Here is a 22,029-nt window from a genome sequence, read left to right on the forward strand (position 1 = left end):
CAAATAATCTACTGAGGTAAATTCTGAAAAAAACCGTGGAAGGCGCGGAGTTTATCAAAAACTGCCATGAAGGACAGAGGCTTGTGTCCTGCGTCGCAAATAACATTTGAAAGTAAAGTAAATGTTATAAAGTTGATGTAATTTTGGTGAATAACAGAGCTATATTATAAACTCTCTGTGTTAGTTGCTTAGTTTGCCGATCTGTCGGTCGTATCCACCTACTATAAGATCTAACAGTGTGCCAGTCCGCAGAATTTTTGCAGGGTCATTGTCATAATTATCAGGGTGAATTAAGGTCGCCGCAACGGAGTAACAAAATATTTAGCTAACCATAATAAGGAGTTTAGGATGAAAGTCGCAGTCCTCGGCGCGGCCGGCGGTATCGGTCAGGCGCTAGCCCTACTACTGAAAACACAACTGCCTTCTGGTTCAGAACTCTCACTCTATGATATTGCCCCTGTAACGCCAGGGGTCGCTGTGGATCTTAGCCATATTCCTACCGATGTGAATATTAAAGGCTTTGCCGGCGAAGATGCTACGCCTGCGCTGGTCGGAGCCGATGTCGTACTGATTTCGGCTGGCGTCGCGCGTAAACCGGGTATGGATCGCTCCGACCTGTTCAACGTGAATGCCGGTATCGTCAAAAATCTGGTGGCGCAGGTGGCGAAAACCGCGCCAAAAGCCTGCATTGGCATTATCACCAACCCGGTGAACACCACGGTAGCTATTGCTGCGGAAGTGCTGAAAAAAGCCGGTGTCTATGATAAGAACAAACTGTTTGGCGTGACCACGCTGGATATCATCCGTTCTAACACCTTTGTCGCCGAGCTGAAAAACAAACTGCCAGGCAGTATTGAAGTGCCGGTGATCGGTGGCCACTCTGGCGTCACGATCCTGCCGTTGCTGTCACAGGTTCCGGGTGTAAGTTTTACCGAGCAGGAAGTCGCTGATCTGACCAAACGTATCCAGAATGCGGGTACTGAAGTGGTTGAAGCGAAAGCCGGTGGCGGCTCTGCAACGCTTTCTATGGGCCAGGCCGCTGCGCGTTTTGGTCTGTCGCTGGTGCGCGCGCTACAGGGTGAACAAGGCGTGGTGGAGTGTGCTTATGTTGAAGGTGACGGCGAGTACGCGCGTTTCTTCGCACAACCGCTGCGTCTGGGGAAAAACGGTGTCGAAGAGCGTCATGCTATCGGTAAGCTCAGCGCATTTGAGCAGCAGTCGCTGGAAGGCATGCTGGAGACGCTACATAAAGACATCCAGCTTGGCGTAGACTTCGTTAACCGCTAAATGCTGTTGCCCCGCGATGGCGGGAAGCGAAAAAAACCGGAGCCTGTCGCTCCGGTTTTTTGTTGTCATCAGTTGGTCGATGGGTATTCCTGAATGGTGACCTTGAAGGTCAATTTCTTATCATCACGCATCACTTCCACCGGGATTTCCGAGCCCGGGCGAATTTCCGCTACCTGATCCATGGTTTCGAGAGCTGAAACCGCAGGTTTACCGTTCACGGACGTAATAACATCATTCACCTGGATGCCTGCGCGTGCGGCTGGCCCATCGGTTGAGACTTCGTTAACGACGATCCCCTGAATCGGATCGATGCCGCCACCCTGCGAATGCAATGGCGCGATTTCCCGCCCGCCAATACCGATATAGCCCCTGATTACCCGGCCATCGCGGATCAACTTATCCATAATCTTGGTAGCCAGCTGGAAGGGGATCGCAAAACCAATACCTTCGGGCGTCTCACCATCATTGCTTTTATCGAAGGAAAGGGTGTTGATACCCATCAGTTCGCCCAGCGAGTTAACCAATGCACCGCCGGAATTCCCGTGGTTGATGGAAGCATCGGTTTGCAGGAAGTTTTGCCGCCCGGTAGGGTTCAGGCCGATACGCCCGGTGGCGCTGATAATCCCCTGGGTAATGGTTTGCCCGAGGTTATACGGGTTGCCGATGGCCAAAACCACATCACCGATATGCGGCGTGCGTTTGGCATTGATGGGGATCACTGGCAGTCCGCCGGTGGCATTCACCTTCAGTACTGCCAAATCGGTCAGTGAATCCGAACCGACCAGCAGCGCTTCAAACACCCGACCATCCTGCAACGCGACGATGATCTGGTCTGCGTCGTTAATCACGTGTTTGTTGGTAATGATATAGCCGCGTTGGTCCATGATCACACCAGAACCCAGAGTGCGGATTTCGAGGCGGTCATGGGTGGAGCTATTCAGGCTGCGGTTATAGACGTTCACCACCGCAGGCGCCGCGCGACGAACCGCCTGGTTATAACTGGCAGGTGTTTCATCCGTGCTGTCGAATTGACGCGACATCAGAGGGTTATGCTGGCGTAACGAAGGCATGGCGGCGATGATCAGGCCACCCACGACAACACCGATTGCAACCGAGCGTAAAAGCTTCACATACATGATGGGATAGTCATTAAAAAGGGAACGGCAGCAGCATATCATGAGTTACCCGGACATCACATGCAGCGGTGATGCCCGGGAAGAGGAAACGCTTAACGCAGCAATAAATAGATGCTGTCGTTTCCGCGGATGATATGCAACGCCATTACCGAGGGTTTTGTTTCCAGCACTTTGCGCATTTCCGCGATGGATTGCACGCGGTCACGGTTCACGCCAATGATCACATCATCTTTGTGCAGACCAGCCTGCGCAGCGGCGCTGCCTTTCTCCACCTCGCCAATGGTAATGCCCTTGGTGCCGTCTTTAAGCTGGCCGTCGCTTAATTCCGCACCCTGCAAGGACGGCGAAATCAGCTCCGCGCTGGCGGAAGAGGAGGTGCTTTTATCCAGCGTCACTTCTACATCCAGCGGTTTGCCATCGCGCAGAATGCCGAGTTTCACTTTCGAACCGGGTTCTGTGGTGGCAATGCGTGAACGCAGTTCAGCAAAGCTGGTTAAAGGCTTCCCGTTCAGACTGACAATTACATCGCCGGATTTGATCCCCGCTTTCGCAGAGCCGGAATTCGGTAACACTTCGCTGACAAACGCGCCGCGCTGAACATTGAGATTAAAGGCTTTGGCGATGTCTGCGCTCATTTCCGTGCCTTTAATACCCAGCAAGCCGCGTTTGATCTCACCAAACTGAATCAACTGCTTAGAGAGCGTCTGCGCCATATTGCTGGGGATGGCAAAGCCAATACCAACGCTACCACCGCCCGGCGCGAGGATCGCTGTATTGATGCCGATAAGCTCGCCGTTAAGATTCAGCAGCGCGCCGCCGGAGTTACCGCGGTTGATGGAGGCGTCGGTTTGAATAAAGTTTTCCAGCCCTTCCAGATTCAGACCGCTTCGTCCGAGCGCCGAGACAATCCCGGATGTCGCTGTCTGACCCAGGCCGAACGGGTTGCCGACGGCGACAACGAAATCGCCTACGCGTAGCGTATCCGAATCGGCGATGGCGATTTGCGTCAGGTTAGACGCGTTTTGCAACTGCAGCAGAGCGATGTCGCTCTGATCGTCGCTGCCAATCAGTTTGGCTTCGAACTCGCGCCCATCGTTCAGTTGCACATTGATTTTTTGCGCCTGATTGATGACGTGGTTATTGGTCAACACATAGCCTTTGGCGGCATCGATAATGACGCCGGAACCCAGACCTTCAAAGGGTTGCGCTTGCTGCTGCTGATCCGGCATCTCTTCGCCGAAATACTTCTTCAGTTCCTCAGGGATTTTCCGACCCTGTACGGCTGTGCCTTCAACCTGCACGCTCACCACGGCGGGCAGAACCTTTTCCAGAACCGGCGCGAGACTTGGCAGCGCACCCTGGCCAGGCACCTGTGACGGCATCGCCGCCATCGCCTGGAATGGTGCCGAGAGAGTTAACCCGACACTTAACGCAAACGCACTCAACAGCTGGGTTGGTTTCTTCATTGATGCTGGCTCTCGTTACCTGAAGTGAAAGGAATGACGCCCCAAAACAATTTGATGTTATTGAAATTTCAACCGCGTAACAATGAGGTGAACGACTAAATAATAGCTGCGATGCAGAAGAAGGGACGGGCGCGCGATACGCGCCCGTAAAAATAAGGAAAAGGATCGACTATTTGCGGTTTGCGCTGCTGCGCAACAGGCCGGATGCACCTTCTGAATAGTCGCGCGGGATCTGTACCGGCGCCTGATCGTTGCTGGCTTCCGATTCAGCCAGACGGTTACGGAACGGGTTTTCTTCCGCGGACATTTCCGGCAGCAGGCTGGAGGAGCTTTTAGCCATGTGCTGGTAAAGCTGGCGGTAGTCGTGCGCCATGTTATCCAGAAGCTCTGCGCTGCGGGCAAAGTGGCTCACCAGCTCTTCGCGGTACTCTTCCAGTTCGGCTTTGTTTTTTTCCAGTTCGTACTGCAAGGCCTGTTGTTGGCGCAATTTGCGGTTTCCGAAACGCATGCCCACGGCACCGATAATAATGCCGACAACCAACCCAATTAGCGCATATTCCCAGGTCATGAACTTCTCCCGTTGTTTTGTGATTCCGTAGGGTCCCGGCGGCAAGCTCCTGCCTGCGCCTGATAGTGCCACTATAACCGCTAATAGTGCAGAAGTGGAATCCTGCCGCAGCATCGCGTAGTGTAGAACGGCCTTTTTTTCGTCAACCCTGTGGGGGCGGATCGATTTTCAAGGAACAACAATAACACCATGCAAAGCCTTTCCCCGACATCGCGATATCTCAATGCCCTGCACGAGGGTAGCCATCAGCCGGATGATGTGCAAAAAGAAGCGGTTAACCGGCTGGATATTATTTACCAGGCGTTAATCAACCGCAGTGAAACTGCCGCGCCGCAGAGCAGCGGCCTGCTGGCGACGTTCGGCAAATTGCTGGGCAAGCGCGATACGCGCACGCCAGCGCCGGTACGTGGCCTGTATATGTGGGGCGGCGTAGGGCGCGGGAAGACCTGGCTGATGGATCTGTTCTATCAAAGCCTGCCAGGAGCCCGTAAGCAGCGCCTGCATTTCCACCGTTTTATGCTGCGCGTGCACGAAGAGCTGACGTCGCTGCAAGGGCAAACGGACCCACTGGAGATTGTGGCTGACCGCTTTAAAGCTGAAACTGATGTGCTGTGTTTCGATGAATTTTTCGTGTCGGACATTACCGACGCAATGTTGCTTGGCGGGTTGATGAAAGCGCTGTTCGCGCGTGGGATCACGCTGGTCGCCACCTCGAATATTCCGCCAGATGAGCTCTATCGCAACGGCTTGCAGCGTTCGCGTTTCCTGCCTGCTATCGATGCAATCAAGCAGTTCTGTGACATTATGAATGTCGATACGGGTGTCGATTATCGCCTGCGTACGTTAACGCAGGCGCATCTGTGGCTGACGCCGCTCAATGGTGAAACCAGTCAGCAGATGGACAAACTCTGGCTGGCGCTGGCGGGCGCAAAACGCGAGCGTGCGCCGGAGCTGGAAATTAATCACCGTCCGTTGCCGACTCTGGGCGTGGAAAACCAGACGCTGGCGGTGTCGTTTGCCACGCTCTGTGTGGATGCGCGTAGCCAGCACGATTACATTGCACTCTCACGGCTGTTCCATACCGTTCTGTTATTTGAGGTGCCGGTGATGACGCCGCTGATGGAAAGTGAGGCACGGCGCTTTATCGCACTGGTGGATGAGTTTTACGAGCGTCATGTAAAACTGGTGGTGAGCGCCGCATCGCCGCTGCATGAGATTTATCAAGGCGAACGTCTGAAGTTTGAATTTCAGCGCTGCTTATCGCGTTTGCAGGAGATGCAGAGCGAGGAGTACCTGAAACGCACGCATATGCCGTAGTGGGGCGGGAAAAGACGCGACAAATCCCCATCCAAATCACAAAAAGGGGTCGATCTTTGACCCCGACTTCTCTATAATCCTGCGACCCCACGTTACAACAAGGTTTTTTTCCCGAAACACTTGTGTGCCGGCTAAACATATCCGAAGGGGTGGGTTTACTGGACAATGTCGTGTGAACCTCACTTGTATTTAAGCGTTTGGGTGTTCACCAACGTGTAACTAATTTATTTGGGTAAGCTTTTAATGAAAACTTTTACAGCTAAACCAGAAACCGTAAAACGCGACTGGTATGTTGTTGACGCGACCGGTAAAACTCTGGGCCGTCTGGCTTCCGAACTGGCTCGTCGCCTGCGCGGTAAGCATAAAGCGGAATACACTCCGCACGTTGATACTGGTGATTACATCATCGTTCTGAACGCAGAAAAAGTTGCTGTAACCGGCAACAAGCGCGAAGACAAAATGTACTACCACCACACTGGTCACATCGGTGGTATCAAAGAAGCGACCTTTGAAGAGATGATTGCCCGCCGTCCTGAGCGTGTGATTGAAATCGCGGTTAAAGGCATGCTGCCAAAAGGCCCGCTGGGTCGTGCTATGTACCGTAAACTGAAAGTTTACGCAGGCAACGAGCACAACCACGCGGCACAGCAACCGCAAGTTCTTGACATCTAATCGGGATTATAGGCAATGGCTGAAAATCAATACTACGGCACTGGTCGCCGCAAAAGCTCCGCCGCTCGCGTGTTCATCAAACCGGGCAACGGTAAAATCGTTATTAACCAGCGTTCTCTGGAACAGTACTTCGGTCGCGAAACTGCTCGCATGGTAGTTCGCCAGCCGCTGGAACTGGTTGATATGGTAGAAAAACTGGACCTGTACATCACTGTTAAAGGTGGTGGTATCTCTGGTCAGGCCGGCGCGATCCGTCACGGTATCACCCGCGCTCTGATGGAGTACGACGAGTCCCTGCGTTCCGAACTGCGTAAAGCTGGCTTCGTCACCCGTGACGCTCGTCAGGTTGAACGTAAAAAAGTCGGTCTGCGCAAAGCACGTCGTCGTCCGCAGTTCTCCAAACGTTAATTGGTTTCTGCTTCGGCAGAACGATTGGCGAAAAAACCCGGTGCAAACCGGGTTTTTTTATGGATAAAAATCATGTTATCCACAGTAATTGATTGATTATCTCTTCTTTTTCAGCATTTCCAGAATCCCCTCACCACAAAGCCCGCAAAATCTGGTAAACTATCATCCAATTTTCTGCCCAAATGGCTGGGATTGTTCATTTTTTGTTTGCTTTTTAAACGAGAGTGACAGTACGCGCGGGTGGTTAACTCAACATCTGACCGGTCGATTTGGTCCGGTAGTAGTAAATACTGAATATACCTGGAGGTTTTCATGGCTGTCGCTGCCAACAAACGTTCGGTAATGACGCTGTTTTCTGGTCCTGTGGACATCTATAGCCATCAGGTCCGTATCGTGCTGGCCGAAAAAGGTGTCAGCTTCGAAATTGAGCACGTGGAAAAGGATAATCCTCCTCAGGATCTGATTGACCTCAACCCGAATCAAAGCGTACCGACACTTGTAGATCGTGAGCTCACTCTGTGGGAATCACGCATCATTATGGAATATCTGGATGAGCGTTTCCCGCATCCGCCGTTGATGCCGGTTTATCCGGTCGCGCGTGGTGAAAGCCGTCTGTACATGCACCGTATTGAGAAGGACTGGTATTCGCTGATGAATACTATCCAGAACAGCAGTGGTGCGCAGGCTGACGCGGCGCGTAAACAGCTCCGTGAAGAACTGCTGGCAATTGGCCCGCTGTTCACCCAGAAACCTTACTTCCTGAATGACGAATTCAGCCTGGTGGATTGCTACCTTGCTCCGCTGCTGTGGCGTTTGCCGGTACTGGGTATTGAGCTGAGCGGTACAGGCGCTAAAGAGCTGAAAGGATATATGACGCGGGTATTTGAACGCGACTCCTTCCTCGCCTCTCTGACAGAAGCCGAGCGCGAAATGCGCCTGGGCCGGGGTTAATTGCATGGATTTGTCACAACTGTCTCCACGCCGTCCGTACTTATTACGGGCCTTTTACGAATGGCTGCTGGATAACCAGCTTACGCCGCATCTGGTTGTTGATGTGACGATGCCGGGCGTACGCGTGCCGATGGAGTATGCGCGTGACGGGCAAATCGTGTTAAACATCGCGCCGCGCGCGGTCGGAAACCTGGAGCTGGCCAATGACGAAGTGCGCTTCAGCGCTCGCTTCGGTGGTGTACCTCGCCAGGTCTCTGTGCCGCTGGCCGCCGTACTGGCGATTTATGCCCGTGAAAACGGTGCCGGCACCATGTTTGAACCGGAAGCTGCATACGACGAAGACGCCGTTAGTCTGAACGGTGACGACGAGACTTCCGCGCAGGAAAGCGAGACGGTAATGTCGGTTATCGACGGTGATAAACCTGACCACGCAGAAGATCAGGATAACGATCCTGACGACGATCCGCCGCCGCGTGGTGGGCGTCCGTCGCTGCGGGTAGTGAAGTAAAACAAAACAGGGCCGGTTGGCCCTGTTTTGCTATCGGCAGTTCCCTGTAGTCCTTCCCTGAAAAAAGACAATAAAAAAGGAGGCCGAAGCCTCCTTTTGGGCACTACATGGATATTACACTTCGAGGAAATTCATGATGCCCTCAGCCGCTTTACGGCCTTCGGCGATGGCGGTAACGACCAAATCGGAACCCCGTACGATATCTCCACCGGCAAAGATTTTTGGATTGCTGGTCTGGAAGGCATTTTCACTACCTTCAGGCGCGATAATACGGCCCTGAGAGTCCAGCTCCACGCTATGCTTCGCCAGCCACTCCATGCTGTGAGGACGGAAACCAAACGCCATAACAACCGCATCCGCTGGCACCACATGCTCTGAACCTGCAACGATCTCTGCACGACGACGGCCTTTCGCATCCGGTGCGCCCATCTCGGTACGCGCCATTTTCACGCCGCAGACTTTGCCGTTGGCGTTGATCTCAACACCCAGCGGCTGCACGTTAAACTGGAATTCCACACCCTCTTCGCGTGCGTTTTTCACTTCGCGTTTCGAGCCCGGCATGTTCTCTTCGTCACGGCGATAGGCGCAGATAACGTGCGTGGCCCCCTGACGAACAGAAGTGCGTACGCAGTCCATCGCCGTGTCGCCCCCGCCAAGCACCACAACGCGTTTACCTTCCATGCTGACGTACGGCGCGTCCGGCGTTTCGCCATAGCCCATCAGCTGTTTGGTATTGGCGATCAAGAACGGCAATGCGTCATAAACACCCTGCGCATCTTCATTCTCCAGGCCACCACGCATGGACTGGTAAGTCCCCACGCCCAGGAAGACGGAGTCATACTCTTTCAGCAGATCTTCCAGCTGTACGTCACGACCGACTTCCGTATTCAGTTTGAACTCAATGCCCATGCCGGTGAAGATTTCACGGCGACGCGTCATCACTTCTTTTTCCAGCTTAAATGCCGGAATACCAAAGGTCAGCAGGCCGCCGATCTCCGGGTGACGATCGAAGACGACCGCTTTGACACCGTTGCGGGTCAGCACGTCGGCGCACGCCAGCCCAGCCGGACCCGCGCCGATAATGGCGACACGCTTGTCGGTCTGCTTCACGCCGGTTAAATCCGGACGCCAGCCCATTTCAAAGGCTTTATCGTTGATATAACGCTCGATATTGCCGATGGTCACAGCGCCAAACTCGTCATTCAGCGTACAGGAACCTTCGCACAGACGATCCTGCGGGCATACGCGCCCGCACACTTCCGGCAGGGTGTTGGTCTGATGCGACAGTTCCGCAGCTTCGAAAATACGCCCTTCGTTAGCCAGCTTCAGCCAGTTCGGAATGTAGTTATGAACCGGGCATTTCCACTCGCAGTAAGGGTTGCCGCAGGAGAGGCAGCGATCTGCCTGCGCCTTGGCCTGGCCTTCAGAGAAGGGCTCATAGATCTCAACAAATTCGATTTTACGTAGCTTCAGCGGTTTTTTTGCCGGGTCAACGCGCTGTAGGTCGATAAATTGGTAAACATTCTGACTCATCTGAATTCCTTACTGCGCCTGCACGCGCAACTCAGCCGCGCTGCGACTACGGTGACCTAACAGGGCTTTCACATCGCTGGATTTCGGCTTAACCAGAGCGAATTTCGCCGCAAATGCTGGCCAGTTCGCCAGGATCTCTTCGCCGCGCTGAGAACCGGTATGCTGCACATGTTCGGTGATCAGACCGCGCAGATGTTCTTCATGGATGGCGAGGTCATCGACGCTCAACACTTCCACCAGTTCCGGGTTAACGCGTTTACGGAATTCACCGTCTTCATCCAGTACATAGCCGAAGCCGCCTGTCATACCCGCACCAAAGTTGACGCCGGTTTTACCCAGTACGCAAACAATACCGCCGGTCATGTATTCACAACCGTTATCGCCAATGCCTTCCACCACGGTAATCGCACCCGAGTTACGCACCGCGAAACGCTCGCCAGCACGCCCTGCGGCGTAGAGTCGGCCACCGGTGGCGCCATACAGACAGGTGTTGCCGATAATGCTCGCTTCATGGCTGCGGAAAGCCGAACCCACCGGAGGACGAATGGCCAGCAGACCGCCCGCCATACCTTTCCCGACGTAGTCGTTGGCATCACCGGTCAGGTAAAGCTCAACGCCGCCTGCGTTCCACACGCCGAAGCTCTGGCCCGCGGTGCCGCTAAAGTGGGCTTTAATCGGATCGGCCGCCAGACCCTGGTCGCCGTGCGTCTGCGCAATATAGCCAGACAGCAACGCGCCAACGGAGCGGTCGGTGTTACGGATATCGAACCAGAAGGTTTTGCTCTGTTTCTCATCCACAAACGGTTTCGCCTGCTGCAACAACTGCGCATTCAGCACGCCATTATCAAACGGCGGGTTGTTTTCGGTGCAGTACAGCGCCTTACCCGGATGGGGTTCAGCGGTTTCCAGCAGTTTCGCCAGATCCAGTTTTTGCTGTTTGGCGGTAAAACCATCCAGCTCTTTCAGCAGGTCAGTGCGGCCAATCAGGTCGACCAGGCGTTTAACACCCAGTTGCGCCATCAGCTCGCGGGTTTCACGTGCGATGAATTCAAAGTAGTTCGTCACTTTGAACGGCAGACCGTGATAGTGGTTCTTACGCAGTTTATCGTCCTGTGTTGCTACACCGGTGGCGCAGTTGTTCAGGTGACAGATACGCAGATATTTACAGCCCAGTGCCACCATCGGACCGGTGCCGAAGCCAAAGCTTTCTGCACCCAGGATCGCCGCTTTAATGATGTCCTGCCCGGTTTTCAGACCGCCATCCACCTGCAAACGGATCTTATGGCGCAGGCCATTGGCGACCAGTGCCTGTTGGGTTTCCACCAGACCCAGTTCCCACGGGCAACCGGCATATTTCACCGAGGAGAGCGGGCTTGCGCCGGTGCCGCCATCGTAACCGGCGATAGTAATCAGGTCGGCGTACGCTTTTGCCACACCGGTCGCGATGGTGCCGACGCCCGGTTCGGAAACCAGCTTCACGGAGATCATCGCTTTCGGGTTGACCTGTTTCAGGTCAAAAATCAGCTGCGCCAAATCTTCAATAGAGTAAATATCGTGGTGCGGCGGCGGGGAAATCAGCGTGACGCCAGGTACGGAGTAGCGCAGTTTCGCGATGTACGGCGTGACTTTATCGCCTGGTAACTGACCGCCTTCACCCGGTTTGGCCCCCTGCGCGACTTTGATCTGGATAACATCAGCGTTCACCAGATAAGCCGGTGTTACGCCGAAGCGACCGGAAGCAACCTGCTTAATACGCGAGACTTTGTTGGTGCCGTAACGCGCCGGATCTTCACCGCCTTCACCGGAGTTAGAGAAACCGCCAAGGCTGTTCATGGCTTCAGCCAGCGCTTCGTGGGCTTCCGGGCTCAATGCACCGATAGACATGGCCGCGGTATCAAAGCGTTTAAACAGCTCACTTGCCGGTTCCACGTCTTTCAGATTGACCGCTTCGCCGTTTGGCGTGATGGATAACAGGTCGCGCAGCGTTGCCGCCGGGCGTTCGTTCACCAGCTTCGCATATTCCTGATAGTCGCTATACTCGCCGCTCTGCACCGCCTGTTGCAGCGTACGCACCACGTCCGGGTTGTAAGCGTGATATTCGCCGCCGTGGACATACTTCAGCAGACCGCCTTGTGACAGCGGCTTACGCGCCAGCCAGGCGACTTTAGAGAGGTTCAGCAGATCCTGCTGGAAGTCGGTAAAGCCTGCGCCGCCAATACGGCTAATCACACCCTGGAAGCACAGTGCGGCGACATCGTCATGCAGACCGACCGCTTCGAACAGTTTTGAGCAGCGATAAGAGGCAATGGTCGAGATGCCCATTTTGGACATGATCTTGTACAGACCTTTGTTGATGCCGTTACGGTAGTTCAGCATCACGGTGCGGTAGTTTTTCTCGATGGCTTTATTGTCGACCAGTTTTGCCAGCGTTTCATACGCCAGGTACGGGTAGATAGCCGTCGCGCCGAAGCCCAACAGCACCGCGAAGTGGTGCGGGTCGCGGGCGCTGGCGGTTTCGACAATAATGTTGGCGTCACAGCGCAGGCTCTTATCAACCAGACGTGTCTGGATAGCGCCCACCGCCATTGGCGCCGGAACCGGCAGGCGATTTTTCGCGATATTGCGATCGGAGAGCACCAGCAGCACGGTGCCGTTACGCACCATCTGTTCAGCTTTATCACACAGCGCTTTAACGGTCTCTTCCAGCGTCACTTCGGTGACGTCGAACGTAATATCCAGCGTATCGGCGCGGTAGTGCTCTTCTTTTATCGTCGTGAGCTGTTTGAAATCGGAATAGAGCAGGATCGGCGATTTAAAGCTCAGACGGTGCGCCTGGCCTTCGGCTTCACAGAAGACGTTCATTTCGCGGCCAATGCTGGTGGCCAGCGACATCACGTGCGCTTCACGCAGCGGATCGATAGGCGGGTTGGTCACCTGCGCAAACTGCTGACGGAAGTAGTCATAAATAATGCGCGGCTGGCTGGAGAGCACGGCGAATGGTGTGTCATCCCCCATCGATCCGACCGCTTCCTGGCCATTTTCACCCAGTACGCGGATAACGGAGTCCAGCTCTTCAAAACTGTAGTTAAACTGCTTCTGATAGCTGGCCAGCAGGTCGTCATCCATTTCGCGGGTGCCGACTTCTTCATCCGGCAGATCTTCAAACGGTACCAGACGGCGGACGTTTTTCTCCATCCACTCTTTGTACGGGTGGCGGCTTTTCAGATCGTCATCGGTTTCCGCCGAGTGCAGAATGCGCCCGCCGCGGGTATCGATAACCATCAACTCACCGGGGCCAACGCGGCCTTTTTCCACCACTTCGTCCGGCTGGTAATCCCAGATGCCCACTTCAGAAGCACAGGTGATCAGCTTGTCTTTAGTGATGACATAGCGTGCCGGACGCAGACCGTTACGGTCGAGGTTACAGGCGGCGAAACGACCGTCGGACATCACAATGCCCGCCGGGCCGTCCCACGGCTCCATATGCATGGAGTTAAAGTCGAAGAAGCTGCGCAGGTCCGGATCCATATCCGGGTTGTTCTGCCATGCTGGTGGCACCAACAGACGCATTGCGCGCACGATATCCATCCCGCCTGCCAGAAGCAGTTCGAGCATGTTATCCATTGAGCTGGAGTCTGAGCCGGTTTCGTTGACGAACGGCGCGGCATCATGGAGATCCGGAATCAGCGGCGTTTGGAATTTATAGGTACGCGCACGCGCCCACTGACGGTTGCCGGTGATGGTGTTGATTTCACCGTTGTGTGCCAGGTAGCGGAACGGCTGCGCCAGCGGCCAGCGCGGTACGGTATTGGTGGAGAAGCGCTGGTGGAACAGGCAAATGGCCGATTCCAGACGCAGGTCCGCCAGGTCCAGGTAGAAGCGCGGCAGGTCAGCCGGCATACACAGACCTTTATAGATGTTCACCAGGTTCGAGAGGCTACAAACGTAGAACTCTTTATCTTCCTGCAGGCGTTTTTCAATACGGCGACGGGCGATAAACAGACGACGCTCCATATCGCGCGGACGCCAGCCTGCCGGGGCGTTAACAAAAATTTGCTCAATACGAGGCAGCGAGGAGAGGGCGATTTCACCGAGCACCCCGTCGTTCGTCGGCACATCGCGCCAGCCAACAATGGACAAGGTCTCACGTTGAAGCTCTTCTTCAACAATACGGCGCGATGCGCTGGCTTTTTCCGGATCCTGGTTCAGGAACAGCATGCCCACGGCGTAATTTTTGGCTAAACGCCAGCCGCGCTCTTCCGCCACAATACGGAAGAAACGATCGGGTTTTTGCAGCAGCAAACCGCAACCATCACCGGTTTTACCGTCGGCGAGAATTGCGCCGCGGTGCTGCATTCTGGCCAGTGCGTGAATAGCGGTGCGCACTACCTTGTGGCTAGGTTCGCCTTCTATGTGGGCGATCAGGCCGAAACCACAGTTATCCCTCTCAAGGGATTTATCGTACAACATATCAGTGAACCTCCCCAGGCTCTATGGGAGCCCCTCCTGAACGATGCGCACAGGCGTAAAAAGAGCATGGCGACGGGGCATTTGCCTCGCATGTCGCCCTCTTTTAATTTCCTTTTCGCATCGATACACAAGTGTTGAGGACTTGCTTAAGAGGGAATCTCAATAACTGCATAAATATGATGAGCAGACTGCTCATCCAGAAAGCTTCCAGCGGATTTCCAAGTTATCGGGAATCCGTACACAGGTCAAATGCCGAGCTTATTTATACAAAAATGTGCTAAAAATGCACTAACTATTTGATAAATAAGTAAATTTAACTATTTTTACATTAAGTAAACGGCAGACTAAGCGGCAGCAGAGTGTGATCTGACTCACTATCCAAAAGCGCTCTTTATGATGTTCTATTCTGATTGTCGAATTAATGGCAGATTTTTATTCTGCTCCTGACGCGCCGCCCGCATAAAGTCACTGTTTTTCACCGGTGTTCGTATTTCTGCAAAATAATGCAGGAACATAAGGAAAAGTAATTGCCTGTAGCGTGAATGAAATTGCGATTATATTGACTGTTTATGCAATGGATAAAGGCCTTCCCGGGCGATTGATCCAGGTCATCGCCGACGAAAGCTAAAAGTGGCAGGCTACACCCTTTCTTCAGGGCGGCCTTCCAGATTATGCAGTTACAGAAATTAGTCAATATGTTTGGTGGGGATCTTGCTCGCCGTTATGGGCAAAAAGTTCACAAACTGACGCTGCATGGCGGTTTTAGTTGCCCTAACCGCGATGGCACGATTGGTCGTGGGGGATGCACCTTTTGCAATGTGGCTTCCTTTGCTGACGAGGCGCAGCAGCATCGCTCCATTGCTGAACAACTGACCCATCAGGCCATGCTTGTTAACCGCGCCAGGCGTTATCTTGCGTATTTCCAGGCCTATACCAGCACCTGGGCTGAAGTGCAGGTGCTGCGCTCGATGTACCAGCAGGCCGTCAGCCAGGCGAGCATTGTCGGGCTATGCGTCGGCACGCGCCCGGACTGCGTTCCGGACGCGGTGCTGGATCTGCTGTGCGAATATCACCATCAGGGCTATGAAGTCTGGCTGGAGCTGGGTCTGCAAACCGCACACGATAAAACACTGCATCGTATTAATCGCGGCCATGACTTCGCCTGCTATCAGAAAACCACGCAACTGGCCCGTGAACGCGGTCTGAAAGTGTGTACCCATCTGATTGTGGGATTACCTGGCGAGCGTGAGCCGGACTGTCTGCAAACCATTGAACGCGTTGTTGAGACCGGCGTCGACGGGATTAAGCTGCATCCGCTGCATATTGTAAAAGGCAGCATCATGGCGAAAGCGTGGGAAGCCGGTCGTCTTAATGGCATCGGGCTGGAGGAGTACACGGTGATTGCCGGCGAAATGATCCGCCATACGCCGCCAGAGGTGATCTATCACCGCGTTTCTGCCAGCGCGCGTCGCCCGACGTTGCTGGCGCCGTTATGGTGCGAAAACCGTTGGACGGGCATGGTGGAGCTCGATCGTTATCTGACAGCCCACGGTGTGCAAGGCTCCGCATTAGGTCGCTGTTGGCAATCTCCCGCGTAACATTCGCTGCTTCCTTCGTATTTTTCCATCGGAACGCAAATTACCGCCGCATTTTTCGCACACGCTTCAACCCTTTGCTCAGAATTGGGTATTATTGAGCGGACTTGTTTGAGGAAATCTCTATGAAGCAAATCCGTTTACTGGCGCAATATTACGTCGACCTGATGATGAAACTGGGTCTGGTGCGTTTTTCCCTCTTGCTGGCGCTGGCGCTGGTCGTGACTGCGATTGTGGTGCAGATGGCCGTTACCATGGTGTTGCAAGGGGAGGTGGAAAGCATTGACGTTATCCGCTCCATCTTCTTTGGTCTGTTGATTACGCCCTGGGCGGTCTACTTCCTGTCGGTGGTGGTGGAGCAGCTTGAAGAGTCGCGTCAGCGCTTGTCTCGCCTTGTGGATAAGCTGGAAGAGATGCGTGAGCGCGATCTGAAGCTCAATGTGCAACTGAAAGACAACATTACGCAGCTCAATCAGGAAATCAGCGATCGCGAAAAGGCGGAGGCTGAACGGCAGTCGACGTTTGAGCAACTCAAAATAGAGATGCAGGAGCGCGAACAAACGCAGATCCAGCTCGAACAACAATCTTCTTTCCTGCGCTCTTTCCTCGATGCCTCCCCGGATCTGGTGTTTTACCGCAATGAAGACAAAGAGTTTTCTGGCTGTAACCGGGCGATGGAGCTGCTGACGGGGAAAAGCGAAAAACAGTTGATCAACCTGAAACCGCAGGATGTCTACTCACCGGAAGCGGCGGAAAAAGTGATCGAAACCGATGAGAAAGTCTTCCGCCATAACGTGTCACTGACCTATGAGCAGTGGCTTGACTATCCTGACGGGCGCAAAGCCTGTTTCGAAATCCGCAAAGTGCCTTATTACGACCGTGTCGGTAAACGCCACGGACTGATGGGCTTTGGCCGCGATATTACCGAGCGTAAGCGCTATCAGGATGCGCTGGAGCGCGCCAGCCGGGATAAGACGACCTTTATCTCAACGATCAGCCACGAGCTGCGTACGCCGCTTAACGGCATTGTCGGGCTGAGCCGCATTTTGCTCGACACTGAGCTGACGGAAGAGCAAGAGAAATACCTGAAAACTATCCATGTCTCTGCGGTCACGCTGGGGAATATTTTTAACGATATTATCGACATGGATAAGATGGAGCGCCGTAAGGTGCAACTGGATAACCAGCCGCTCGACTTCACCAGTTTCCTGGCGGACCTGGAAAACCTCTCCGGCTTGCAGGCGCATCAGAAAGGGCTGCGTTTTGTGCTTGAACCGACGTTGCCATTGCCGCATCAGGTTATCGCCGATGGTACGCGACTGCGGCAGATCCTGTGGAACCTGATCAGTAACGCCGTCAAATTTACCCGCGAAGGTCAGGTTGTGGTGCGCGTGCGCTACGACGAAGGCGAGATGCTGCACTTTGACGTGCAGGATTCTGGTATCGGTATTCCCCGCGAAGAGCAGGATAAAATTTTCGCCATGTACTATCAGGTCAAAGATAGCCATGGCGGTAAACCGGCCACCGGGACCGGTATCGGTCTGGCCGTATCACGTCGGTTGGCGAAAAATATGGGCGGCGATATTACCGTCAGCAGTGAGCCGGGTTCCGGTTCCGTCTTTACCCTGACCATCCATGCCCCGGCGGTCGCGGAAGAAGTCGAAGACGCGTTTGACGACGATGACATGCCGCTTCCAGCACTGCATGTGCTGCTGGTGGAAGACATTGAGCTGAACGTGATTGTTGCCCGCTCGGTGCTGGAAAAACTGGGCAGCAGCGTGGACGTGGCGATGACGGGTACGGCTGCGCTGGAGATGTTCACGCCGGGCGAATACGACCTGGTGTTGCTGGATATCCAGTTGCCGGATATGACCGGTCTGGATATTTCCCGGGCGCTGACCAGCCGGTATCCCCGCGAAGAGTTACCACCATTGGTGGCGTTAACCGCCAACGTGCTGAAAGACAAACGGGAATATCTCGATGCTGGCATGGATGATGTGCTGAGCAAACCGCTGGCGGTCCCGGCATTAACTGCCATGATTAAAAAGTTCTGGGATGCCGGTGATGACGAGGAGGAGCAAGTGACGACCACGGATAACAGTAAAGCGCAAACGCTGCTTGATATCGCCATGCTTGAGCAATATATCGAGCTGGTCGGGCCGAAATTGATCACTGACGGGCTGGCGGTGTTCGAGAAAATGATGCCGGGCTACCTGAGTGTGCTGGAGTCGAATCTGACTGCGCGCGATCAGAAAGGGATCGTCGACGAAGGGCACAAAATCAAGGGCGCGGCGGGCTCTGTTGGGTTGCGCCATTTGCAGCAACTGGGTCAGCAGATCCAGTCGCCGGATCTTCCGGCCTGGTCAGACAATGTCGGTGACTGGGTGGAAGAGATGAAGCAAGAGTGGCGTAACGATGTTGCGGTATTGAAAGCCTGGGTTGCGGACGCTGGAAAAAAATGACCCCGGATTAACCGGGGTGCGCGAATACTGCGCCAACACCAGGGAAACCGTGGCTGCGCCGTAATTTTTAGATTTTTTTGCAAGGGCGTAGTCAGAAAAAATTCGACTGCACGCACATAAGATAGCAAATCTTAAATGACTTGTTACATCAATCAGTGAAATGTGTGAAGCACGGCGCTCTTATCAAAATTTTTAATTATCGACAGTACGTTGCGTAAGGGATGAGCAAAATGAAAAAAGTGGGCGTTATTCTCAGCGGCGCAGGCGTTTATGATGGGTCAGAAATTCATGAGGCTGTCATTACCCTGCTGGCCATCGCACGCAATGGCGCACAGGCTGTCTGTTTTGCGCCTGATAAAAGCCAGAGCGATGTTATCAATCACCTTACCGGCGAAACGCTGGCCGGTAGCCGTAATGTACTGATTGAATCCGCCCGTATTGCGCGCGGCGCGATCCAAAATCTGGCCCAGGCATCAACAAACGATCTGGATGCGCTGATTGTTCCGGGCGGTTTTGGCGCGGCCAAAAATCTGAGTAATTTTGCCAGTCAGGGCAGCGAATGCGTGGTCGACAGCGCGTTAAAACACCTGGTGCTTGAGATGCACCAAGCGGGGAAACCACTGGGCTTTATGTGTATCGCCCCTGCGATGCTGCCGAAGATTTTTGACTTTCCGCTACGTCTAACCATCGGGACAGACATCGATACCGCCGAGGTGCTGGAAGAGATGGGGGCGGAACACGTTCCCTGCCCGGTGGATGACATTGTTGTCGACGAAGAGAACAAAGTGGTGACCACGCCTGCTTATATGCTGGCGGAAGATATCGCCCAGGCGGCGACAGGCATCGAAAAACTGGTGGCGCGGGTGCTGGTGCTGACCGAATGAAGACGGTGTTTCGCGGCCCGCTGAAAACTATCCTGAAGCGACTTTTCCTGCGGTTTTTACTGGTGCTGGCTATTTTCTGGGGCGGCAGCATTGTGCTGTTCAGCTTCCTGCCGGTGCCCTTCTCTGCGGTGATGGTGGAGCGCCAACTGGGTGCATGGTTTACCGGCGACTTCGGCTACGTGGCGCATTCTGACTGGGTCAGTATGGATGAGATTTCTCCATCGATGGCGCTGGCGGTGATTGCGGCAGAAGATCAGCGTTTTCCCGATCACTGGGGACTGGATCTTCCCGCGATCCAAAAAGCGCTTTCCCATAATGAGCGCCATGAAAACCGTATCCGCGGCGCATCGACGATTTCACAGCAAACGGTAAAAAACCTGCTGCTCTGGGATGGGAAGAGCTGGGTGCGTAAAGGGCTGGAAGCGGGACTGACGCTAGGCATGGAAACCGTCTGGAGCAAACGACGGATCCTCACTGTTTATCTGAATATCGCGGAATTTGGCGAGGGCGTTTTTGGTGTGGAAGAGGCGGCGCAGCGCTATTTTCATAAACCCGCCAGTCGGTTGTCGATGTCTGAAGCGGCGCTACTGGCTGCGGTGTTACCTAACCCCATTCGCTTTAATGCAGGCGCGCCGTCAGGCTATGTTCGTAGCCGGCAGGCGTGGATCATGCGGCAGATGCGCCAGTTGGGTGGTGAAGAGTTCTTGCAGCGTAACAAGCTGCATTAATTAGTCTTCGTCAAAGCCCGCATTAAACAGGGCAATCACTGCCGCCAGCGCTTCAGCTTCCTGGGGACCGCTTGCCACAATCTCTATTTGCCGCCCCTTCGCGGAGTCCAGCATCAGCAACGCAATAACGCTGCTGGCTTCCGCCTCGGTGCCTTCATCGTTGCGCAACAGTACTTCTGCATCGAAGCCCTGCACCAGTTCAAACAGTTTCATCGCCGGGCGCGCGTGCATGCCCAGCTTATTGGTGATTTCAACAGTTTGTTTTACGGTCATGTTTTGCGTTTTTCCAGCGTACGGTGACGGGATTGAACGTTTTTACCGCGCGAGCGGAAATAATCCGCAAGCTGTTCGGCGACATAAACAGAGCGGTGTTTACCACCGGTACAACCGATAGCCACGGTCAGGTAGCTGCGGTTGTTGGTTTCCAGCATCGGCAGCCACAACTCAAGGTAGCTGCGTGTCTGGTAGATAAAGTTGTGGACTTCGGTATGCCGGTCAAGAAACGCGGCGACAGGTTTGTCGAGACCGGTCATCGGGCGCAGCTTGGGATCCCAGTGCGGGTTAGGCAGAAAACGCACGTCAAACACGTAGTCCGCATCAATGGGGATGCCATGCTTAAAGCCGAAGGATTCAAACACCATCGTCAGCTCGCGCTCACGTTTACCCAGCAGGCGCGTGCGCAGCATTTCTGCCAGCTCATGCACCGACATCTCTGAAGTATCAACAATCAGATCCGCACGGGAACGCAGCGGCTCCAGCAGGTTACTCTCTTCGTCGATGGCGCTTTCCAGCGACAGATTTTTACTGGAAAGAGGGTGCAGACGACGGGTATCGCTGTAACGACGGATCAGCGTGTTGCGATCGGCATCCAGAAACAGTAACTGAGGGGAGAAAGAGTCCGGCAGGCTGCTCATCGCCTGCTCAAAGATTTCCGGGGATTCCGGCATATTGCGCACATCAATACTGACGGCTGCGGAAGTCTGACGGTCGGCAAGCGTGCGCGCCAAATCCGGTAATAACACGACCGGCAGGTTATCGACGCAATAAAAACCCATGTCTTCCAGGGCGCGTAACGCCACTGATTTGCCTGAACCCGAACGACCACTGACGATCATCAGGACCATGAACCATTTCTCCTCAGGACGACTGATAAAAAGGCGGCCTTTCCGTTACGCATCATCACCTTCGCCTTCTGTCTGCGTGATTATCTGATACAGATCTTCATCACTTTGCGCGCTGCGCAGGCGCCGACAAATTGTTTTATCCGCCAGACGTTTAGCGACCAGCGAGAGCGTATGCAAGTGCGTTTTGGTTTGATCTGCCGGCACCAATAGTGCAAACAGCAGATCGACGGGCTGATTATCGATAGCGTCGAAAGCAATGGGCGTTTCGAGTTGTACAAAAACGCCGACGGCGCGAAGCGTGTCTTCTTCGAGCTTACCGTGTGGAATGGCAATACCGTTACCAATACCGGTACTGCCCATTTTTTCACGGGTAAGGATGGCCTCGAAGACGACCTGCGGCGGCAGGCCTAACTGTTTTGCCGCCAGTTCACTGATGATTTCCAGAGCGCGTTTTTTGCTCTGGCAGTGAACGCCGCTACGGGTACATTCCTGGTTAAGGACATTGCTCAGTTGAAGAGCGGAATCGTTATTCATCATAATTTCACCTAAGCGACGCCAATGCAGACACCCTACCGGGTTGCGGTAGGGTGCGACGCACCAGGCGGACGCCCGGACAATTAGTGTTGTTTCAGTTTATCTTTATGTTTCGTTAGTTGCCGCGCCAGTTTATCAATTAAACCGTCGATTGCAGCATACATATCCTGCCCTTCCGCACTGGCATGAAGCTCCCCTCCATTAACATGGAGCGTTGCATCCGAAGTGTGAGTCACTTTCTCCACTTTCAACACAATATAGACCTGATTAATCCTGTCGAAATACTGTTCAAGCTTGGCGAATTTGCTATTTACAAAGTCGCGGAGAGCATCAGTGATCTCGACGTTCTGTCCTGTGATGTTAAGCTGCATAGTGTCTTCCTTATC

At 54.0% G+C, this 22,029-nt stretch carries 19 protein-coding genes; 10 read left to right on the top strand and 9 right to left on the bottom strand.

Going from position 1 to position 22,029, the window contains the following annotated elements:
- Positions 1–348: 348 nt before the first annotated feature.
- Positions 349–1,287: a malate dehydrogenase gene (gene mdh, locus ACQ3G7_RS21385; protein ID WP_430891976.1), complete on the top strand. Its 939-nt coding sequence runs from the start codon at positions 349–351 to the stop codon at positions 1,285–1,287.
- Between the two features lie 68 nt (positions 1,288–1,355).
- Here the strand turns inward: mdh and degS are convergent, their stop codons facing one another.
- From degS to zapG, 3 genes are all read right to left on the bottom strand, one after another.
- Entirely contained in the window at positions 1,356–2,423 is a 1,068-nt protein-coding gene (gene degS / locus ACQ3G7_RS21390; protein WP_430891978.1) for an outer membrane-stress sensor serine endopeptidase DegS, read from the bottom strand.
- 92 nt (positions 2,424–2,515) lie between these two features.
- Entirely contained in the window at positions 2,516–3,889 is a 1,374-nt protein-coding gene (gene degQ / locus ACQ3G7_RS21395; protein ID WP_430891980.1) for a serine endoprotease DegQ, read from the bottom strand.
- Positions 3,890–4,058: 169 nt separating this feature from the next.
- Positions 4,059–4,457, bottom strand: a complete 399-nt coding sequence (gene zapG, locus ACQ3G7_RS21400) for a Z-ring associated protein ZapG (protein ID WP_430891982.1) — start codon at positions 4,455–4,457, stop codon at positions 4,059–4,061.
- Between the two features lie 189 nt (positions 4,458–4,646).
- Between zapG and zapE the strand changes: the two genes are divergently transcribed.
- The 5 genes from zapE to sspB all read left to right on the top strand — a co-directional run bounded on the left by zapE (position 4,647) and on the right by sspB (position 8,313).
- Positions 4,647–5,774 (top strand): cell division protein ZapE, encoded by a 1,128-nt coding sequence (zapE, locus tag ACQ3G7_RS21405; protein WP_430891984.1) that lies wholly within the window; start codon positions 4,647–4,649, stop codon positions 5,772–5,774.
- A 243-nt stretch (positions 5,775–6,017) separates the two neighbouring features.
- Complete coding sequence (rplM, locus tag ACQ3G7_RS21410) at positions 6,018–6,446, top strand: 50S ribosomal protein L13 (RefSeq protein WP_004868222.1); 429 nt, start codon at positions 6,018–6,020, stop codon at positions 6,444–6,446.
- Positions 6,447–6,461: 15 nt separating this feature from the next.
- On the top strand, positions 6,462–6,854 hold the full coding sequence (gene rpsI / locus ACQ3G7_RS21415; protein ID WP_000829818.1) for a 30S ribosomal protein S9: 393 nt from the start codon (positions 6,462–6,464) through the stop codon (positions 6,852–6,854).
- Between the two features lie 312 nt (positions 6,855–7,166).
- A complete protein-coding gene (gene sspA / locus ACQ3G7_RS21420; RefSeq protein ID WP_045512693.1) occupies positions 7,167–7,805 on the top strand; it encodes a stringent starvation protein SspA in 639 nt (212 codons plus the stop codon).
- Between the two features lie 4 nt (positions 7,806–7,809).
- Positions 7,810–8,313: a ClpXP protease specificity-enhancing factor gene (gene sspB, locus ACQ3G7_RS21425; protein ID WP_430891997.1), complete on the top strand. Its 504-nt coding sequence runs from the start codon at positions 7,810–7,812 to the stop codon at positions 8,311–8,313.
- A 114-nt stretch (positions 8,314–8,427) separates the two neighbouring features.
- Here sspB and ACQ3G7_RS21430 read toward each other — a convergent pair whose 3' ends face one another.
- Complete coding sequence (locus tag ACQ3G7_RS21430) at positions 8,428–9,846, bottom strand: glutamate synthase small subunit (protein WP_263099131.1); 1,419 nt, start codon at positions 9,844–9,846, stop codon at positions 8,428–8,430.
- Between the two features lie 9 nt (positions 9,847–9,855).
- A complete protein-coding gene (gene gltB / locus ACQ3G7_RS21435) occupies positions 9,856–14,316 on the bottom strand; it encodes a glutamate synthase large subunit (RefSeq protein ID WP_430892000.1) in 4,461 nt (1,486 codons plus the stop codon).
- Positions 14,317–14,987: 671 nt separating this feature from the next.
- Here gltB and mnmL point away from each other — a divergent pair.
- The 4 genes from mnmL (at position 14,988) to mtgA (ending at position 19,985) form a co-directional block, all read left to right on the top strand.
- Positions 14,988–15,914 carry a tRNA modification radical SAM protein MnmL/YtqA gene (gene mnmL, locus ACQ3G7_RS21440; protein ID WP_430892002.1) on the top strand — a complete coding sequence of 309 codons (927 nt, stop codon included), beginning with the start codon at positions 14,988–14,990 and terminating at the stop codon, positions 15,912–15,914.
- A 122-nt stretch (positions 15,915–16,036) separates the two neighbouring features.
- On the top strand, positions 16,037–18,373 hold the full coding sequence (arcB, locus tag ACQ3G7_RS21445; RefSeq protein WP_430892004.1) for an aerobic respiration two-component sensor histidine kinase ArcB: 2,337 nt from the start codon (positions 16,037–16,039) through the stop codon (positions 18,371–18,373).
- A 230-nt stretch (positions 18,374–18,603) separates the two neighbouring features.
- Positions 18,604–19,257 carry an isoprenoid biosynthesis glyoxalase ElbB gene (elbB, locus tag ACQ3G7_RS21450; protein ID WP_430892006.1) on the top strand — a complete coding sequence of 218 codons (654 nt, stop codon included), beginning with the start codon at positions 18,604–18,606 and terminating at the stop codon, positions 19,255–19,257.
- On the top strand, positions 19,254–19,985 hold the full coding sequence (mtgA, locus tag ACQ3G7_RS21455; RefSeq protein WP_263099136.1) for a monofunctional biosynthetic peptidoglycan transglycosylase: 732 nt from the start codon (positions 19,254–19,256) through the stop codon (positions 19,983–19,985). The genes elbB and mtgA overlap by 4 nt, the downstream gene beginning before the upstream one ends.
- On the opposite strand, the gene npr is transcribed toward mtgA, so the two are convergent.
- The 4 genes from npr to hpf form a co-directional block, all read right to left on the bottom strand.
- Positions 19,986–20,258 (bottom strand): PTS phosphocarrier protein NPr, encoded by a 273-nt coding sequence (gene npr, locus ACQ3G7_RS21460; RefSeq protein WP_263099137.1) that lies wholly within the window; start codon positions 20,256–20,258, stop codon positions 19,986–19,988. It abuts the gene before it with no gap.
- Positions 20,255–21,109, bottom strand: a complete 855-nt coding sequence (gene rapZ / locus ACQ3G7_RS21465) for an RNase adapter RapZ (protein WP_263099138.1) — start codon at positions 21,107–21,109, stop codon at positions 20,255–20,257. The genes npr and rapZ overlap by 4 nt, the downstream gene beginning before the upstream one ends.
- 45 nt (positions 21,110–21,154) lie before the next feature.
- Positions 21,155–21,646 (bottom strand): PTS IIA-like nitrogen regulatory protein PtsN, encoded by a 492-nt coding sequence (gene ptsN / locus ACQ3G7_RS21470; RefSeq protein ID WP_061492990.1) that lies wholly within the window; start codon positions 21,644–21,646, stop codon positions 21,155–21,157.
- An 80-nt stretch (positions 21,647–21,726) separates the two neighbouring features.
- Entirely contained in the window at positions 21,727–22,014 is a 288-nt protein-coding gene (gene hpf, locus ACQ3G7_RS21475; RefSeq protein ID WP_061492991.1) for a ribosome hibernation promoting factor, read from the bottom strand.
- Between the last annotated feature and the right edge of the window lie 15 nt (positions 22,015–22,029).

The sequence above is a fragment of the Kosakonia sp. N21 genome, from assembly GCF_050587465.1.
Taxonomy (GTDB): domain Bacteria; phylum Pseudomonadota; class Gammaproteobacteria; order Enterobacterales; family Enterobacteriaceae.

Bases quoted from the DNA above. Each gene is read 5' to 3' on its own strand.
- arcB (WP_430892004.1), top strand. From the start codon at position 16,037: ATGAAGCAAATCCGTTTACTGGCGCAATATTACGTCGACCTGATGATG.
- npr (WP_263099137.1), bottom strand. From the start codon at position 20,258: ATGACCGTAAAACAAACTGTTGAAATCACCAATAAGCTGGGCATGCAC.
- rpsI (WP_000829818.1), top strand. From the start codon at position 6,462: ATGGCTGAAAATCAATACTACGGCACTGGTCGCCGCAAAAGCTCCGCC.
- sspA (WP_045512693.1), top strand. From the start codon at position 7,167: ATGGCTGTCGCTGCCAACAAACGTTCGGTAATGACGCTGTTTTCTGGT.
- rplM (WP_004868222.1), top strand. From the start codon at position 6,018: ATGAAAACTTTTACAGCTAAACCAGAAACCGTAAAACGCGACTGGTAT.
- gltB (WP_430892000.1), bottom strand. From the start codon at position 14,316: ATGTTGTACGATAAATCCCTTGAGAGGGATAACTGTGGTTTCGGCCTG.
- ACQ3G7_RS21430 (WP_263099131.1), bottom strand. From the start codon at position 9,846: ATGAGTCAGAATGTTTACCAATTTATCGACCTACAGCGCGTTGACCCG.
- zapG (WP_430891982.1), bottom strand. From the start codon at position 4,457: ATGACCTGGGAATATGCGCTAATTGGGTTGGTTGTCGGCATTATTATC.
- degS (WP_430891978.1), bottom strand. From the start codon at position 2,423: ATGTATGTGAAGCTTTTACGCTCGGTTGCAATCGGTGTTGTCGTGGGT.
- mtgA (WP_263099136.1), top strand. From the start codon at position 19,254: ATGAAGACGGTGTTTCGCGGCCCGCTGAAAACTATCCTGAAGCGACTT.
- zapE (WP_430891984.1), top strand. From the start codon at position 4,647: ATGCAAAGCCTTTCCCCGACATCGCGATATCTCAATGCCCTGCACGAG.
- ptsN (WP_061492990.1), bottom strand. From the start codon at position 21,646: ATGATGAATAACGATTCCGCTCTTCAACTGAGCAATGTCCTTAACCAG.
- mdh (WP_430891976.1), top strand. From the start codon at position 349: ATGAAAGTCGCAGTCCTCGGCGCGGCCGGCGGTATCGGTCAGGCGCTA.
- elbB (WP_430892006.1), top strand. From the start codon at position 18,604: ATGAAAAAAGTGGGCGTTATTCTCAGCGGCGCAGGCGTTTATGATGGG.
- hpf (WP_061492991.1), bottom strand. From the start codon at position 22,014: ATGCAGCTTAACATCACAGGACAGAACGTCGAGATCACTGATGCTCTC.
- mnmL (WP_430892002.1), top strand. From the start codon at position 14,988: ATGCAGTTACAGAAATTAGTCAATATGTTTGGTGGGGATCTTGCTCGC.
- degQ (WP_430891980.1), bottom strand. From the start codon at position 3,889: ATGAAGAAACCAACCCAGCTGTTGAGTGCGTTTGCGTTAAGTGTCGGG.
- sspB (WP_430891997.1), top strand. From the start codon at position 7,810: ATGGATTTGTCACAACTGTCTCCACGCCGTCCGTACTTATTACGGGCC.
- rapZ (WP_263099138.1), bottom strand. From the start codon at position 21,109: ATGGTCCTGATGATCGTCAGTGGTCGTTCGGGTTCAGGCAAATCAGTG.